The 17,257-nt window shown below is 28.7% G+C and carries 19 protein-coding genes; 9 read left to right on the top strand and 10 right to left on the bottom strand.

Annotation, left to right across the window (positions count from 1 at the left end):
• Positions 1-13 precede the first annotated feature (13 nt).
• Genes ACH5BF_RS03360 through rsmA form a run of 5 tightly spaced genes read right to left on the bottom strand, consistent with a single transcriptional unit; the run spans position 14 to position 5,668 of the window.
• A complete protein-coding gene (locus tag ACH5BF_RS03360) occupies positions 14-1,192 on the bottom strand; it encodes a replication-associated recombination protein A (RefSeq protein WP_423272716.1) in 1,179 nt (392 codons plus the stop codon).
• Positions 1,173-1,994: a pseudouridine synthase gene (locus tag ACH5BF_RS03355; RefSeq protein ID WP_423272714.1), complete on the bottom strand. Its 822-nt coding sequence runs from the start codon at positions 1,992-1,994 to the stop codon at positions 1,173-1,175. Before ACH5BF_RS03355 ends, ACH5BF_RS03360 begins: the two co-directional genes overlap by 20 nt.
• Positions 1,994-2,953: a KpsF/GutQ family sugar-phosphate isomerase gene (locus ACH5BF_RS03350; RefSeq protein WP_423272712.1), complete on the bottom strand. Its 960-nt coding sequence runs from the start codon at positions 2,951-2,953 to the stop codon at positions 1,994-1,996. Before ACH5BF_RS03350 ends, ACH5BF_RS03355 begins: the two co-directional genes overlap by 1 nt.
• Positions 2,954-2,970: 17 nt before the next feature.
• Positions 2,971-4,887 (bottom strand): ribonuclease J, encoded by a 1,917-nt coding sequence (locus ACH5BF_RS03345; protein ID WP_423272710.1) that lies wholly within the window; start codon positions 4,885-4,887, stop codon positions 2,971-2,973.
• Positions 4,874-5,668 (bottom strand): 16S rRNA (adenine(1518)-N(6)/adenine(1519)-N(6))-dimethyltransferase RsmA, encoded by a 795-nt coding sequence (rsmA, locus tag ACH5BF_RS03340; protein ID WP_423272708.1) that lies wholly within the window; start codon positions 5,666-5,668, stop codon positions 4,874-4,876. Before rsmA ends, ACH5BF_RS03345 begins: the two co-directional genes overlap by 14 nt.
• 73 nt (positions 5,669-5,741) lie before the next feature.
• On the opposite strand from rsmA, the gene hisF reads away from it, so the two are divergent.
• From hisF to rbp, 6 genes are all read left to right on the top strand, one after another.
• The gene (hisF, locus tag ACH5BF_RS03335; protein WP_423272706.1) at positions 5,742-6,503 is read left to right on the top strand and encodes an imidazole glycerol phosphate synthase subunit HisF; all 762 of its coding nucleotides are present in this window, start codon (positions 5,742-5,744) and stop codon (positions 6,501-6,503) included.
• Positions 6,504-6,505: 2 nt separating this feature from the next.
• The gene (locus ACH5BF_RS03330) at positions 6,506-7,192 is read left to right on the top strand and encodes an SIMPL domain-containing protein (RefSeq protein ID WP_423272704.1); all 687 of its coding nucleotides are present in this window, start codon (positions 6,506-6,508) and stop codon (positions 7,190-7,192) included.
• Positions 7,192-7,728 carry a phosphorylase family protein gene (locus tag ACH5BF_RS03325; protein ID WP_423272701.1) on the top strand — a complete coding sequence of 179 codons (537 nt, stop codon included), beginning with the start codon at positions 7,192-7,194 and terminating at the stop codon, positions 7,726-7,728. The genes ACH5BF_RS03330 and ACH5BF_RS03325 overlap by 1 nt, the downstream gene beginning before the upstream one ends.
• 11 nt (positions 7,729-7,739) lie before the next feature.
• On the top strand, positions 7,740-8,822 hold the full coding sequence (gene rlmN, locus ACH5BF_RS03320) for a dual-specificity RNA methyltransferase RlmN (protein ID WP_423272699.1): 1,083 nt from the start codon (positions 7,740-7,742) through the stop codon (positions 8,820-8,822).
• Positions 8,823-8,922: 100 nt separating this feature from the next.
• A complete protein-coding gene (gltX, locus tag ACH5BF_RS03315; protein ID WP_423272697.1) occupies positions 8,923-10,332 on the top strand; it encodes a glutamate--tRNA ligase in 1,410 nt (469 codons plus the stop codon).
• Positions 10,333-10,400: 68 nt separating this feature from the next.
• The gene (gene rbp, locus ACH5BF_RS03310) at positions 10,401-10,667 is read left to right on the top strand and encodes an RNA-binding regulator (protein ID WP_423272695.1); all 267 of its coding nucleotides are present in this window, start codon (positions 10,401-10,403) and stop codon (positions 10,665-10,667) included.
• Between the two features lie 62 nt (positions 10,668-10,729).
• On the opposite strand, the gene ACH5BF_RS03305 is transcribed toward rbp, so the two are convergent.
• Entirely contained in the window at positions 10,730-13,141 is a 2,412-nt protein-coding gene (locus ACH5BF_RS03305) for a methyl-accepting chemotaxis protein (protein ID WP_423272693.1), read from the bottom strand.
• A 189-nt stretch (positions 13,142-13,330) separates the two neighbouring features.
• On the opposite strand from ACH5BF_RS03305, the gene ACH5BF_RS03300 reads away from it, so the two are divergent.
• Positions 13,331-13,531, top strand: a complete 201-nt coding sequence (locus ACH5BF_RS03300) for a hypothetical protein (RefSeq protein ID WP_423272690.1) — start codon at positions 13,331-13,333, stop codon at positions 13,529-13,531.
• Between the two features lie 23 nt (positions 13,532-13,554).
• Here the strand turns inward: ACH5BF_RS03300 and ACH5BF_RS03295 are convergent, their stop codons facing one another.
• Genes ACH5BF_RS03295 through ACH5BF_RS03280 form a run of 4 tightly spaced genes read right to left on the bottom strand, consistent with a single transcriptional unit; the run spans position 13,555 to position 15,317 of the window.
• Positions 13,555-14,220, bottom strand: coding sequence for a response regulator transcription factor (locus ACH5BF_RS03295; RefSeq protein WP_423272687.1), 666 nt, complete (start codon positions 14,218-14,220; stop codon positions 13,555-13,557).
• Complete coding sequence (locus ACH5BF_RS03290; protein WP_423272685.1) at positions 14,217-14,663, bottom strand: c-type cytochrome; 447 nt, start codon at positions 14,661-14,663, stop codon at positions 14,217-14,219. The genes ACH5BF_RS03295 and ACH5BF_RS03290 overlap by 4 nt, the downstream gene beginning before the upstream one ends.
• A gap of 9 nt (positions 14,664-14,672) precedes the next feature.
• Positions 14,673-15,101: a DUF411 domain-containing protein gene (locus tag ACH5BF_RS03285; RefSeq protein ID WP_423272682.1), complete on the bottom strand. Its 429-nt coding sequence runs from the start codon at positions 15,099-15,101 to the stop codon at positions 14,673-14,675.
• The gene (locus ACH5BF_RS03280; RefSeq protein WP_423272679.1) at positions 15,102-15,317 is read right to left on the bottom strand and encodes an SHOCT domain-containing protein; all 216 of its coding nucleotides are present in this window, start codon (positions 15,315-15,317) and stop codon (positions 15,102-15,104) included.
• Positions 15,318-15,427: 110 nt separating this feature from the next.
• Between ACH5BF_RS03280 and ACH5BF_RS03275 the strand changes: the two genes are divergently transcribed.
• Together ACH5BF_RS03275 and ACH5BF_RS03270 are read left to right on the top strand one after the other, a co-directional pair.
• Positions 15,428-16,090, top strand: a complete 663-nt coding sequence (locus tag ACH5BF_RS03275) for a response regulator transcription factor (protein ID WP_423272677.1) — start codon at positions 15,428-15,430, stop codon at positions 16,088-16,090.
• A gap of 55 nt (positions 16,091-16,145) precedes the next feature.
• Complete coding sequence (locus ACH5BF_RS03270) at positions 16,146-17,219, top strand: sensor histidine kinase (protein ID WP_423272674.1); 1,074 nt, start codon at positions 16,146-16,148, stop codon at positions 17,217-17,219.
• The last annotated feature ends 38 nt before the right edge of the window (positions 17,220-17,257 follow it).

Below are 17,257 nucleotides of genomic sequence, written 5' to 3'. Positions count from 1 at the left end.
AATCCTTATAATATTAGTTTTTAATCTTTTGAAGCCATTCATTTAGTGTTTTTTCAAAACCAATATTCAAACTTTCATATAAATATAATGGTTCTTTTAAATACTCTTGTTGTACATATCCCCCATAATCGTGTGGGTATTTATATCCAATATGTTGCGAGTCTAAATGTTTTGGTACTTCAAGTATTCTACCATTTTTAACTTCACTTAATGCTTTATTTATGGCACTATAAGCACTATTAGACTTTGGTGAACTTGCTAAATAGATAATACATTGTCCTAACATTATCCTTGATTCTGGATAACCTATCTTATTACAAGCTTGCATTGTGCTTACAGCTAAATTTAGTGCATTAGGATTTGCATTTCCTATATCTTCACTGGCAAATATAACTAATCTTCTAGTAATAAAGTCAACTGATTCACCGCCATTTATTAATCTTGCTAGATAATATAAAGCAGCATCAACATCTGAACCTCTAATAGACTTAATCATAGCACTTGCCAAATCATAATGACTATCAGATGATGAAACTCCATCCCCTATTACATTCTCTCTTAACTCTTTTAATAAAGAAATATCTATATTTTTAGATACTTTATATGAAAAATTTAAAAGCGTTAGCATGGCTCTTGCATCACCACTACTAGATATTATTAAGTACTCTTTAGCTTCATTATCAATATTAATATCAATACCCTCTAAAGCTTTATTTAGTATTTGAATCATTTCAATTTTTGTAAAAGCTTTAAATTCATAAAGAAATGACCTTGATCTAATTGCATTTGTTAAAGTAAAAAAAGGATTCTCTGTACTTGCACCAATTATTATTGCATCATAGTTTTCCATTATTGGAAGTAGAACTTCTTGTTGATTTTTTGATAATCTATGTACTTCATCTATAAAAACTAAGGGTTTGATAAGTGCATTTTTATATCTATCAAAAACTTTTCTTAAGTCTTCAATCTTTATAGATGTAGCGTTAAAATAGTAATAGTCTGTATCTATTTCTTTTGCAATGATTTTTGCAAGTGTAGTTTTCCCTGTTCCTGGTTTACCATAAAAAAATAGGTGTGGGATATCTTTCTTTTTAATTAGTTTGTAAAGGGCTTTGTCTTTTGATATTATGTGAGATTGACCAACAAAAGTTTCTAAACTTGTTGGTCTTAATTTATTTGCTAGATCTGTCATCTTGATTTAAAAAATATCTTAAATTTCTATACTCTTCTCTTGTTAAGTATCTTGATTTTCCTGTTGGTAAATTATTTAGTGAAATTCCACCAAATTCTAATCTTTTTAAGTCTAATACGTCTAATCCAAAGTGTCCAAAGAATCTTCTAAGTTCTCTATTTTTACCTTCATTTATTACTACTTTTATTCTAGAAAAATTAGATTCATTTCTTTGAATATCATATGCTAAGAAAGGTTTGAAGTTCATCTCTTTAATTTTTGAGTTTTTATGAGCCCCTACACTTGCATCTTCAAGTTCTAAACCATTTTGCATAGCCTCTTCTACTTTAGGAGTAATTTCACCATTTACTTTGATTTTATATACTCTTTCTAAGTTTGAATGAACTAATGCATTTAAAGCGTCTACAGAGTCCGTTAGAATCAATAAACCTTCACTGGCATAGTCAAGTCTACCTACTGGTAAAAAGTGCTTATATTTTCTTCCTAGTGAATCAAATATAGTTTTTCTTCCTTGAGGGTCATTTTTAGATACAATCTCACCTTTTGGCTTATTATATACAATGGCAGTAACTAATTTATCAGTTTGATGTTTGATAATTTGTTTTCCAATTTGTACTTTATCTGTAGGTAAAACTTTAGTAGCTAAATTATTTACTACTTTTCCATTAACTTTTACTCTACCCTCTTCTATTATTTTATCTGCTTCTCTTCTAGAGTAATTACTATTATGAGAGATAAATTTATTTAGTCTAACAGGCTCTTCGCTCTCTTCTTTATTGTTAAACCAGTTTTTTTCGTTCATTATTTTATTCCTGCTTCAATTAGGTCGTGAATATGTAGTACACCAACAAGTTCATCATCTTCTTGTGTTACTACTAATAGTTGTATTTTATAATCTTCTATTATTGATAATGCATCACTAGCTAAAAGATTTTTATTTTTTAAAGTTTTAGGATTAATTGTTGCAATCTCTTCCACATTACAATCTAAGCTAAAATCTTCATTCATTAATGCTCTTCTTAAGTCACCATCACTTAAGAGTCCAATTACTTTATTGTTGTCAGTAATTATAACATTACCAAGTCTTCCTTCACTCATAACTACAATTGCATCTTTAAGTTTAGTTTCACGTGAAACTATAGGAAGGTTATCTTTTCTTAGTAAATCATCTACTTTTACAAAAAGTTTCTTACCTAAACTTCCACCTGGGTGGAATGATGCAAAATCCTCTTTTTTGAAATCTCTTTTTTTCATAAGACAAACTGCAAGTGCATCACCCATAGCCATTGTCAATGTAGTTGACGAAGTTGGTGCTGTATCAAGAGGACAAGCTTCTTTTTCTACACTTATATTGATAAATATATCTGAATATTTAGCAAGTGTAGAGTTCTCATTTTTTGCCATTGCAATTAAAGGAATATTAAATCTTTTTAAATGAGGAAGAATTTGAACTAGCTCTTCACTCTCTCCACTATAAGAGATTCCAAGAACAATATCATTTTCTCCTATCATTCCTAAGTCCCCATGCATAGCTTCTGTTGGGTGTAAAAAGAATGAAGATGTTCCAGTACTAGCAAGAGTAGCAGCAATTTTTGAACCAACAAGTCCTGATTTACCAACACCAGTAACAATTAGCTTGCCTTTTGAGTTGATTATCATATCAACTGCTTTATCAATATCAAAAGTTATATTACTAGCAGCTTTTTCAATCTCTTTTGCTTCTGTTAGTAAAACATCTTTAATAATCTCATTAAAATTCATTTGCCCTACTCCTTATATTATTGTACAAATATTGTTGGAACAATCATAGGATATTTTTTGTATTTTCTAATACAGTGTTTTCTTACTACTTTTCTTAATTCATCTTCTAAAACTCTAGTATTTTTGAAAATACCTGGTTTTGCATTTGTTAAAAATGTTGTTAATAAATCTTCAATCTCTTTTGCAAAGAATCTATCTTGTTTATCAGGAACTAATCCAAATGATGCTACTTTTGGTTTTTGAGCTAATGTTCTATCATTCTCATTAATTTGAGCAACAATCATAACAACACCCTCGTTTGCCATAGTTTGTCTATCAATTACAATATCATCAGAGATTTTGTGGTTTAATTGATTATCAATATACACTTTACCAGTTTTAACTGTTTTTACTTTTTTAAGATATTTTGGAGATACTTCAACTTGTTCCCCATCACTCATAATGTATAAGTTTCTCTCTAAAATTCCACACTCAATTCCTGTTTGACCATGTTTAAGTGCATGATTGTACTCACCATGAACTGGCATAAAAAATTTAGGCTTAACAAGTCTAAGCATTAATTTTTGCTCTTCTTGCGCAGCGTGACCTGATACGTGAATATCTGTAAAGTCTTGGTATGCAACTTTAGCACCAGCTTTTAATAAGTGGTTAATAATACCAGATACACTTCCTTCATTTCCAGGAATTGCTTTTGCAGATAAAATAATTTGATCTGTTGGTTTTATCTTAATATGTCTGTGTTCATGAATTGCCATTCTGTAAAGAGCTGACATAGATTCACCTTGAGAACCAGTAGTTACGATTAATACTTCATTGTCATTATATTTATTAACTTCATGTGGATCAATAAATTGATCTTTTGGAAATTTGATATATCCTAAAGACATAGCAATATCAAGGTTTTTCTCCATTGATCTTCCAATAACACAGATTTTTCTGTTGTATTTTAAACCTTTTTCAATAGCTTGTGCAACTCTGTGAATATTTGAAGAGAATGTAGACATAATAACTCTTCCTTTTGCTGATGCAAAAATTCTCTCAAAAGTAGGACCAACTGATTTTTCAGTTTTTGTGAATCCTGGAGAATGTGAGTTAGTAGAGTCTGATGTTAATAATAAAACACCCTCTTCTCCATATTGTGCTAATCTATGTAAATCTGTTGGGTAACCATCAATTGGTGTATGGTCAATTTTAAAGTCACCAGTATGAATAATAGTTCCAGCTTCAGTTTTTACTGCAATTGCTGATGAATCAATAATTGAGTGAGTAATATGCATCCATTCAACTTCAAAGTCCCCTATTTTAATAGGTGTTCTTTTTTGAATAGCTCTAAATAGTTTTCTATGCTCTCTCATTTTGTGTTCATCAAATTTTGAACCAATCATTTCTAATGGTAATGATGTACCATAAACAGGGAATTGCATCTCTTTAAATAAATAAGGCATTGCACCAATATGATCTTCATGTCCATGTGTAATTACAATACCAGCAATCTTATCTTTGATTTGTCTAATATATGTAAAATCAGGGATTAAGATATCCACACCGTGCATATCATCATCAGGGAAACTCATACCAACATCAACAATAATCGCAGACTTCTCAGTCTCCATTACCATCATGTTTCCACCAATTTCACCTAAACCTCCAAGTGGAGTAATTCTAACTTTTGCATTAGTATTTAGATTTAATTTATAGTGAGGGTTTAATCTATCTTTATGAATTTTTTCATTGATTAAATGTGCTTTTTTTAAATCATTAATCCAACCCTGCCCTTTTAATGGTTGTTTAGGTCTAGGTTTTCTTTTTCTGTTTTGATTAGCAGCCGGTTTTCTTTGTTCTTTTTTATCTTGATTTTTAGGAGCAGTTTTATTTTCTTCAGATTTAACTTCTTCTTTTACTACAACAGTCTCTTCTTGCTTAGTCTCTTCCATTTTTAACCTTTGTATACATTTGGCTATACAAAGATGAACTTACTTCATGAGGTCTAATATTAGAATCTATTTCTAGCTCTTCATATATAGAAGAAAGAGTTTCCTTATCTACTACTGAACTTAGATTTTTAGAAAGTTTTTTTCTTGGTTGTGTGAAACAAGCTTTTAAAAACTTTTTAAAGTCGTTATCAATAGTTTTACTCATATCTTTTTTTATATAAAGTATAGAAGACATTACTTTTGGCGGAGGATCAAATGATTCAGGAGGTACATCAAATAGTATCCTTGACTCAATTGATAAAAGCTCATTTATAATTCCTAAAGATGAGTACTCTTTATCATTTACATTTGCAGTAAACTTTTGAGCAACTTCTTTTTGAATCATAACTATAATATGTTCACAAGTTTTGTCTTCTAACGCTCTTAATATAATATTTGTTGCAATATAGTATGGTAAGTTTGCAATCATGTCATATTTACCATTATTCAAGGTTCCTTGCTTATCCCAAGCCTCTAAAACGTCAGTGTGGATCAGTTTTAGTTTCCCTTGCTCTATTTGCTCTTTAAATTTCGATTCTAAAATACCAATTAAATCGGTATCTACTTCATAAGCAGTTGTATCTTTGTACTTGACTAAGTATTTAGTCAAATCACCTAATCCAGGCCCAATCTCTACGAGATGATTGTCATTATTGGGCATCGATTGGATGATCTTTCCTAAAATCGATGAATCAATTAAAAAATTTTGTCCGTATTTTTTCTTTGCTATTACTTTTTCCATTATGACGAAGAGTATATCTGTTTTTAACTTACAATTAGATAAGATAAATACTAGTTATAATAAAGGAATTTATTTGAGTAATTTTGCAAAAAGAATAATACCATGTTTAGATGTTGATAATGGAAGAGTAGTAAAAGGTGTAAACTTTGTAGGTTTAAGAGATGCAGGAGATCCTGTTGAAGTAGCTAAAAGATACAACAATGAGGGTGCTGATGAGATAACATTTTTAGATATTACAGCAAGTCATGAAAATAGAGGAACTATTGTAGATATTGTTAAAGAAGTAGCTAAAGAGGTTTTTATTCCTTTAACTGTTGGTGGAGGAATTAGAAAACTAGATGATATTTATAAGCTTTTAAATGTAGGTTGTGATAAAGTTTCAATTAACTCTTCAGCAGTGACAAACCCTGATTTTATTAATGAGGGTGCAAAAAGATTTGGAAGTCAATGTATTGTAGTTGCCATTGATGTAAAAAAAGTAGAAGATGGTTCTTACCACGTTTTTGTAAAAGGTGGTAGAGAAGATACAGGTATTGATGCACTACAATGGGCTAAAGAGGTTTATGATAGAGGTGCTGGTGAAATCCTATTAACTTCAATGGACACAGATGGTGCAAAAACAGGTTTTGAACTTAATATTACAGAACAAGTTTCATCTTTAGTTGATATTCCTGTTATTGCAAGTGGTGGAGCTGGAACTATGGAGCATATGAAAGAAGCGTTTGACCATGGAGCAAGTGCTGCATTAGCTGCTTCAATTTTCCACTTCAAAGAGATTGATATTATGGATTTAAAAAGATATTTAAGAGATAACAATATTCCCGTAAGGATTTAATAATGATTAGAAAAATGATGATAATGGCACTATTTTGTTTATTGCCATTACAACTATTTTCATATGATATAAGTTTTAATAAGAAGTTTTCAAGTGTAGTTACTCCTGATGTATTAAAAACATTTGTATCTGTAAATGTAGAAGCAGATGATGAAAACTTTATTAATATTAATATAGATAGATTTAATAGTTTTATAAAAGATAATGACACAATTATCAAAAAAAATGGTTCATATATTTTAAACCCAATGTATAGATACTACAAAAACAAACAAGAGTTTATGGGGTATGTTGGTACATTAAGATATGAAATTCAATCAACAGATGCGAAAAAAATAAATAAATTTATTGAAGATTTAATAGCCTTAAAGAAAAGAGTTGATACTAGAAAAGTAAAAGTTAATATTTCTAATTTATCATGGCAAATTAGTGAAGAACTATACGAAAGATCAGTTGATTTATTAAGAATTGAAGTTATTACTTGGGCAAATGATTATAGTAAAGCTTTAAGTGCTAAACTTTTTAAAACTTGTGAGTTAAAAGATATAAATATAAATAATGTAGTAAGAAATAATTTCTTAAGAAATGAAACAATGGCAATGGCAACAAAGGCTGCTTCTGATTTAGCTCCTGTAAATAGTGATAAAACTATATCATTAAATCCAAGTATTGTAATGGAGTGTAAATAATGATAGTTTGTGCAGGAAGAAATGAAGTATTTCCATTTGCAACACCAATTGGAGTAGGGCTTGTAGAATCAGCTATAAATCTTACAAGACAATGTCTATTTGATAAACCTGATTACTTACTATTTATAGGAAGTGCAGGTTCATATGGAGAACATAAAATATTTGATATTGTTGAATCAAAAAGAGCTTCGAATATAGAACTTAGTTTCTTAACAAATAGTTCATATACACCATTAGATAATGTTTTAGAGTCTGAAAATAAGTTTGCTAGAAATGATACTATCGTAAATTCGTCAAACTATATATCAACAAATAAAGAGCTTACAAAAAACTTTAAAGAGTATGGAATAGGTATTGAAAATATGGAGTACTTCTCTGTACTTCAAGTTGCCAAACAGTTTGAAATACCAGTTGCAGGAATTTTTGTAGTTACAAACTTTACAGATGAAAATGCCCATGAAGATTTTATGAAGAATCATAAAGTAGCAATGGAAAAACTAACAAACTATTTATTAGAAAAACAAATTATAAAATAAGAGTAGAAAATATGTCAAAATTTGCAGAAGCTTCTATATATGACTTTACTTTAGATGAATTAAAAGGTACTTTAAAACCTGCATTTAGAGCAAAGCAAGTATATAACTGGCTATATAAAAACTATGCTTCATCTTATGATGAGATGAAGAATATCCCAAATGATTTAAAGCAAACACTTAAAGATGAATATCCTATTGATATTATGGAAATCGTAAAGAAAGAACAAAGTAGAGATGGAAGTATTAAGTATTTATTTAAATTAAGAGATGGGCATACAGTAGAAGCTGTATTGCTTTTAATGAAAAAGAAAAAAATTGATGAAGATGGAAATATCCAAAGAAGTGAACAATATACTGTTTGTATTTCATCACAAGTAGGATGTAAAGTAGGATGTACTTTTTGTCTTACAGCAAAAGGTGGTTTTGTTAGAAACCTTACAGTTGGTGAATATATAGCACAAATTGTAAATATCAAAAGAGATAATGATATCCCTGAAAACAAGTCTTTAAATATCGTATACATGGGAATGGGTGAACCACTTGATAACTTTAACAACTTTACTAAAGCTGTTCAGATATTCTCAGAAGAAGATGGTTTATCAATAAATAGAAGAAGACAAACTGTTTCAACATCAGGGGTAGCTTCAAAGATTGAAAAACTTGGTGAAAAAGATTTAGGAATACAACTTGCTATTTCTCTTCATGCTGTTGATGATGATTTAAGAAGTGAACTTATTCCTATGAATAAGGCTTATAATATTGCTTCAATTATTGATGCTGTTAAAAAATTCCCAGTTGATACAAGAAAAAAAGTTATGTTTGAATATCTTGTAATAAAAGGTAAGAATGACTCTATTGAAGCAGCAAGAAAACTACTTGTTTTATTAAATGGAATTCATGCAAAAGTGAATTTAATTTACTTTAATCCATATCCTGGAACAACATATCAGCGACCAGAAGAAAAAGATATGATAAAATTCAAAGACTTTTTAAATGACAGGGGACTTATTTGTACTATAAGAGAGTCAAAGGGGCTTGATATTTCAGCTGCATGTGGTCAGCTAAAGGAAAAGGAAGCAAATGGCAACACTTGAGATAGCACTTTTAGTTTTTATAGTAGTAGTGGTAGTAGTTTCAGCAATAGGTTTTTATATAAGTAATAAAGAAGATAAAGAAGAGGAGAATTAATTTAAAATGGCAATTACAAGATTTGCACCAAGTCCAACAGGATACTTACACATTGGAGGGCTTAGAACAGCTTTATATAGCTACCTTTGGGCAAAGAAAACTGGTGGTGAGTTTAAATTAAGAATTGAAGATACAGATACACAAAGAAATAATGAAGATGCAGTAAGAGCTATTCTTGAAGCTTTTGAATGGGTTGGAATGCCAAGTGACTGTGAAATTGAATATCAATCAAAAAGAACAGATATTTATAAAAAATATATTGCTCAGCTATTAGAAGAGGGTAAAGCATATAAATGTTATATGTCAAGAGAAGAACTTGATGCTTTAAGAGCAAAACAAGAAGCGGCAAAAGAAAACCCAAGATATGATGGTACTTGGAGACCAGAAGAGGGGAAAACTCTTCCTGCTATTCCAGAGGGAGTTGAGCCAGTTATTAGAATCAAAGCTCCAACTGAGGGAAAAATTGAGTTTGAAGATGGTGTAAAAGGTAAGATGAGTTTTGATGCATCTCAAGTAGATGATTTTGTAATTGCAAGAGCAAATGGTATGCCTATTTATAACTTTGTTGTTGCTATTGATGACCATTTAATGGGAATGACAGATGTATTAAGAGGTGATGACCACTTATCAAATACTCCAAAACAAATCGTAATTTATAATGCTTTAGGTTTTGATGTACCAAAATTCTATCATATGCCTATGATTAACAACCCTCAAGGTAAAAAACTATCTAAAAGAGATGGTGCGATGGATGTTATGCAATATAAAAGAGATGGATATTTACCAGAAGCATTACTTAACTTCTTAGTTAGATTAGGTTGGTCAAATGGAGATCAAGAAATCTTCTCAATGGACGAGATGTTAGAGCTATTTGATCCAAATAATATTAATAAATCAGCATCTGCTTATAATGCAGAAAAACTTTTATGGTTAAACGCTCACTACATTAAAAATGTATCAAATGAAAGATTAGCAAAAGAGCTAGAGTTCTTTGATTGTACTTTAGATGGACATGATAAAAAAGAGATGCTTTTAGATTTATGTAAAGAGAGAGCTCAAACACTAATTGAATTAAAAGATGCAATTAACAATATTTTAGAAGTTCCTACTGAATATGAAGCAAAAGGAACTAAGAAATTTGTTAAAGAGGGAACTATTGAAATGTTAAATGACTATTTAGCTTTACTTGAAGCAAATAAAGATTCATTACATATTGCTCCTGATTATGAAGCAATTACAAAACCATTTATTGAAGAAAATGGTTTAAAATTCCCACAATTATTCCAGCCAATTAGAATTGCTTTAACAGGTGGAACTCAAGCTCCTTCTGTTTATGATATTACAGCTATTTTAGGCTTTGAAGAGACAAAAAGTAGAATTAATAACGCAATAGCTAAAAATTTTGGAAAAGAGTAGTTAAACTCTCTTGATTATTATTTCATAATAAGGCATAATGTTTATACTTAAATAAAGGAAAAATTAAGATGAACATTTATGTTGGAAATTTGTCATACAGAATGGCAGATAAGGATTTAGAAGAAGTTTTTGCTAAATTTGGCGAAGTTAAAAGTGCAAAAGTTATCATGGATAGAGAAACTGGAAGATCTAAAGGTTTCGGTTTTGTTGAAATGAATTCATCTGAAGCAGGAAGTGAAGCTATCGAAGCATTAAATGGTAATGAATGTGAAGGTAGAACTTTAAGAGTTAACGAAGCTAAACCAAGAGAAGAAAGACCTAGAAGACAATTCTAGTCGGAACACTTTTTCTAATAATAAAGAAAAGCCTTAGGTATTTTACCTAAGGCTTTTTTATTTTAAAAGCTTTCCCATTCATCATCAGAATCTTTTATATTACTTTTTATAGTTGTTGTTTTTGTAGAAGAGTTTTTATCAATTTTAATAGGCTTAATCTCTTTTACTTTAATTTCATTAGAATTTGAAGATGGTTTTTGTCGTTTTGCAATACCTTTACCTTCAAAATTGTTTTTATTAACATTTTCAACAACTTCAGAGGCAATTTTATTTGTTTCATGGGCAATAGAATTAGTTTTATCAGCAATAGCAGCATTTTGTTGAGTAAATTGATCTAATTGTCCTACCGCATCAGCAATTTGAGTCATTCCTATTGTTTGTTCGTTTGCTGCGTGCGTAACATCATCAATTAGTTTACTTGTTTCTACAATCTTTTCATCTAATTGATTAAACCCTTCAATCATTTTACTACTAATACCTTTACCTGTATTTGCTTTAACTGTAGCTGTTTCAACTAACTCTTTTATCTCTTTAGCAGCTTCTGCTGATCTACTTGCAAGATTTCTTACTTCTTGTGCAACAACTGCAAAACCTTTTCCTGCTTCACCTGCTGTTGCTGCTTCAACCGCTGCGTTTAGTGAAAGAATATTTGTTTGGAATGCAATTTGATCAATAACAGAAATTGCATCATTAATAGCAACAACTGTATCATTGATTTCATCCATAGCTTTAACTGTTTGATTTGCTAAGTTTTGACCTTCACTTGCAGATGTTTTAGTCTGATTTGATATACTAAGCATTTCTTGAGCTTTTTGATTTGTTTGTTCAATATTACTTGTAATTTCATCTATAGATGCAGCTGTCTCTTCAAGTGAACTTGCTTGTGAAGTAGCATTATTACTTAATGTTCTAACATTTTGAGTTAATTCATCTGAACTATTTTGTAAAGAAATACCGTCTTCTTCACTATCTTTAAGCATTTGCGTAATCATTTTATTCATTTCAATGATTTCATTTCCAATTTTACCAGAAGAACTTGAGTCTAATTTTGCAGTAAAATCTCTTTGTGTATATTTAGATAATACTTCACTTATTTTATTTAAGTCTTGCCCCACTAAACTTTCTAAATTATTAAGCATAGAGTTTAATAGCTCTTTTAGTTCATTTAGTGATTCTGTTGTAGTTGAACTATTGATTCTTTTATCTAAAAGTCCTTGACTAACAGTATTTACAACGCCTTTAACTTCTTCAATTAATCTATTGTCTTGTTCAATTCCTACTTTGATCTTTTCAATATTACTATTGATAGAGTATGCCATAACACCAAACTCATCGCTACTATTAATAGAGATAGCATTAGTTGTTGATGATTCTTTATTTAGGTATTTAAAAAATCCTTCAAGTCCAACAGAGATACTATTTAGATTTGTATTTAGTTTTCTAACTGATATGTAAATAACACCTGCAATTAAAATCAGACCAATAATACCTGCTAGGATTGAAAAATTTCTGATAAATATGGCATTTCCTAAATACTCTTTAGTTGGAGCTAAAACTATGAAGTTCCAATATTTACCTGTTCCTTTTAATTCAAAAGGAGTAGAGTAGTAAAATGATTCATTTCCTGTATTTTCAGATACTTTAGTAAATGAATAAGATTTATTTTGTTTTGAATTACTTAATAAGTTTATATAGTCTTGCGAATTATTAGTAATTTCTAATATATCTTTTCCTAGATAATCTTTATTTTTATGCCCTAACATAATTCCATAATTATCTATCAAGAAAGTATAACCCGTATCAAAAACTTTTATAGAATTAGCCATTTTTGCAAAAGTATCAAGTACAATATCAACACCAATTGAACCTAAGAAAACACCATCTTTATACATAGGAATTGCAACTGTTGTCATAAGAACTTCAACTCCATCAACTGGATATTTATATGGTTTTGTGATAAAAGTTTTTCTAGCTTCTCTAGGTCCTTTTATCCATTCTAAATCATCATTATAAACAGAGCCTGTATCTAAAACATAAGAACCTTTTGATCTAACTACATAAGGGTTAAATTGACCTGTTTTATCATATCCTGCTTTTTTCATGCCTTCAGGTAAAACATCAAAGAAACTTCCTTTTTCTTTTACTTTAAACCAAACACCAATTATATTATTGTTATGTTCAAGAATAGACTTGAAAAAGTTGATAGTTTCCTTTTCATTCATTCTTGTATTATGAGCAATTGCCTGTTCAAATTGAGAAGCTAATCCTCTTGTTACAATAATCGATTGTTCAATTTGTCCTTTAATATTTTGGGCATGTTTAGAAGCAAGTTCTTTTAGATATTTTCTAGCATCTTCTTGAGCTGTACTGTAGGAGTAACTAGAAACAAAATACATTGTTATTGAGAATACAAGTATAGTTGCACCTAAAACTTGTAATAATAATTTTTTACCGAAACTAGATTTCTTTTCCATAATGAATCCTTTTCCTAAGTGCTATATAAAAAATTATAGCACTAAAAAGTATCATTTGGTTATATAAACTGTTATAAAATTAATAAATAACTATGAAAATAAAATAGATGTAAAACTTATAAATAATATTCCACATTGCTTCCATATGCTTTTTCTATAATACATAAAATACAAAATAAAGGATTAGAAATGAAAAAATTAGTATCAACAGTTTTACTATCAAGTGTAATGGCAGGAAGTCTATTTGCAAATGATACTCATATGATGAATAAAGATGAATGTATTAAAATGCATAAAGAATTTCATAAAAATAAGAGTATTCAACCATCTAAAATAACTATCTCTAAAGATGTGCTTGATGCTCTTTATCCAGAAGAAGATTTAGATTAAAAAGCAGAATATCTGCTTTTTAATTAATCCTCAATATTTAGCTTATAACCAATATTTTTCATTGTAGAAATGATATCTTTATTCATTTTTTTTCTTAAATTTTTGATATAAGTTCGAATAGTACTACTTTCAGGAATATCATCATAAGCCCAATTATTAATTGAAATTTCTTCTATAGATAAAGGTCTATTTTTGTTTTTTAGTAGATATTCAAATATCTTAGATTCTATATGGGATAAATCATATTTATCTGTTTTATTAATTATTGTTTTTGATTTTGTATTATAATTAATATCTTTTGTAATTCTTATTATCCCATAATCTTTAATATTACGCAATCTTTTAATATTTTCAATTCTTAGTTGTAATTCACTTAAATCAAAAGGTTTTTTTATGTAATCATCGCAACCTAAATTAAATCCAAGTTTTAAATCTTCAGGCATATTTCTAGATGTTATAAATATTGAAGCTGTATTTATGTTCTGTGTTTTTAACTCTTTTAGTAAGTCAAATCCATTAAGATTTGGTACATTAACATCAAATAAAAAAAGGTCAAATTGTTCTTCATAGATTATTTCAAGTGCATCTTGACCATCAAAACAAACAGTTACTTCATATTTCAATGATAGTAAAAATTCTTCAATTATTTCATTTAGGATGAAATCATCTTCTAAAAGTAAGATTTTCATTTATCTTTCAATCCACCATATTCTAACCATAAGTTATAATATTTATCTTCCCAAAAAGATTGAAAATATGCTATGGCTGCCTCTTTCTCTTCTTTTGAAAGTTTATCTTCAAAAGCAGGCATTTTTCCATCATAAAGAGCTCCACCTTTTGAAATAATCTCTAATAATTGCCATTTTGGATGATGCCAAGCATGAGCTTTGTCATTTAATGGTGGAGGTGGATATGAGCCATCAGGTAGAGTTTTTTTCCACTCAATAGTTTTTTCTGCCTTATAACCATGACAACTTGCACAGTTTTGTGAAAACACTTTCTCTCCAAAAACAACTTGCTCTTTTGTATACCATCTATTTGTTATATCATCAACTTTTGATGAGTTATATTCAAGATAAAATAGTAAAAAAAAGAAACTAATTATAGTTAGGATTAAAAGTTTTATTTTCATATATTGCCTTTAGTGTTTCTCATAAATATCTGTAGAACCATCATTTTTAATTGCTAAAATATTGTAGGCTTGTTTCATATTTCCTTGCTCCATACCTGGACTTCCAATAGGCATTCCCTGAACTGTAATCCCTACTATATTAGGTTTTTGAGTTAGCATTTTTTTTACCGCACTATAGTTTACATGCCCTTCTATTACATAACCATCAACTAAGGCTGTATGACATGAAGCAGTTTTAGGAGTAATTCCAACATTAGCTTTTATTTCATTCATATTATTAGACATAATAGTTTTTACTTTAAACCCTTTTTCCTTCATAATATCAATCCATTTTGTACAGCACCCACAGTAAGGTGATTTGTAAACTGTCATTTCTTTTCCTTCCATAGCGAAGATTGATGTAGCTAATAGTAGTGATGATAAAATGATTTTTTTCATTTAATGCTCCTGTCTTAATGTTTTTTTGATTTCTTCATATTGCTCTTTAGAGATTTCACCTTTTGCCAAACGTTTTTGCAATATTTCAATTGCTGAGTCTTTTTTATGTTCCTTTTTATTTAATAATGAAAATAAAATAAAAAAGATGATAATCCAAAATATAAACATGGCAAAGCCATGAAATATAGTCATATTCATATCCATATATGCAAACATGATAGCTCCTTTTTTTCATTATAGAAGGATAGTGTGGATTTTGTGTGGAGTAATATTTAGCTTATTTTTATAAAAAAATTATGTTACAATAAAAAATAATAAGGATTAGTATGAAAATATTATTATTAGAAGACGATTTTGTATTAAATGAGATAATTGAAGAGTTTTTAGAAGAACAAGGTTATGAAGTAACTGTATGTTTTGATGGTGAATCTGCTCAAGAACTTTTATATTCAAAGACTTTTGATTTATTACTTTTAGATGTAAATGTACCTAATATAAATGGTTTTACTCTTTTAAAAGAGCTAAGAGAAAAAGAGATAAAAACACCTGCTATTTTTATAACTTCAGCAAATTTATTGGAAGATATGGAAGAGGGGTTTAGATCAGGTTGTGATGATTATATAAAAAAACCTTTTGAGTTAAAAGAACTAAATTTAAGAATAGAAAATCAAAAAAGATTGCATAATATCTCTTCTTCAAATATTATAAAGATTGATGAGAATATTTTATTAGATAGTTCAGAATTAAAAATAATAAATCATGGCAAAGAAAAACATTTGGCAAAAAAAGAGTTTGAAGTTTTATCTTATTTAATAAAAAATCATATGAGACATGTAAGTATAGAAGAATTATGTAATAATATCTGGATATATGAAGAAATACCATCTGACTCAACAATTAGGACTTATATAAAAAATATAAGAAAATATATTGGTGAAGAGTATATATCAAATACAAGAGGAATAGGTTATAGATTTAACAAGAAGTGAAAAGAGAACATTTTTTAGATTTTTAGGTCTTTATTTAGGTTCTTCTTTAATATTAATGCTTTTAATTGCATTTTTTTATTTTCAAAATGAAAAAAGATTATATTTTGATTTAATAAAATCAAACATGCAAAATATTGTTTCTCAAATATCTTCAAAGATAATATATGCACATATGACAAATACAAACTTTGATACAACAGATATTTTAGATACAAAAGATTACAAGATATCTTTTTATAATGAAAATAAAAAAAAGATTTTTGGGAATTTAAATGATGAAATAGATTTCTCAAAAGAGATTGTAATTCATAAAGAACATTTTATTTTAGTTGATGACTCTACCTTAGGACATTTGGGTGTTTATTATATAGCTATTGAAGAAAATTTATTCCATAAAAAGGTCAAAAAACTTAAGCTAGATATAGCTTTATTCTTTTTATTAGTTTACTCTTTTGTTTTCTTAACAGGTTACTATTTAGCAAAACTGTTTTTGAAGCCAATTAAAGAAGAAAGATTAAAGTTAAACAACTTTATTAAAGATACTACACATGAATTAAATACACCAATTAGTGCTATTATGATGTCTACAGAAAGTACAAGTTTAAATGAGAAAAAGATTGAACGTATAAGACTTAGTGCACAACGAGTATCAGAGATATATAAAGATTTAACATATATTTTTTTACAAGATAAAGATAAAAATAGAAACGTACAGAACTATAATCTAAAAGAGCTTATTGAAGAACAGTTAGAGTATTTTATTCCTTTAGCAAATAAAAAAAGAGTTGAAATAAAAACTCAACTTGAGGATTTTAATTTTCAAATAGATAAAGATGATTTTATCAGAGTAGCAAATAATCTAATCTCAAATGCATTGAAATACAATAAAATAAATGGAACAATTTATATATCTTTAAAAGATGGCATTTTGACAGTTGAAGATACGGGAATAGGTATAAAAAAAGAAAAAGTAAATGATATTTTCAACAGATACTATAGAGCCACTAATGAACAAGGCGGTTTTGGACTTGGTTTAAATATCGTAAGTGATATTTGTAAATACTATAATATAAGAGTTGAAGTAAGTTCAGAGTACCAAAAATCAACTACTTTTAAATTAAAATTTTAACTCCACACAAACTACATATAAAAAAGATAAGATTCCTA

It is taken from the genome of Arcobacter pernae (assembly GCF_049472135.1).
GTDB lineage: Bacteria > Campylobacterota > Campylobacteria > Campylobacterales > Arcobacteraceae > Arcobacter_B.
The sequence above is the reverse complement of the archived record's forward strand: the minus strand, read 5'-3'. Positions and strand labels throughout refer to the sequence as shown.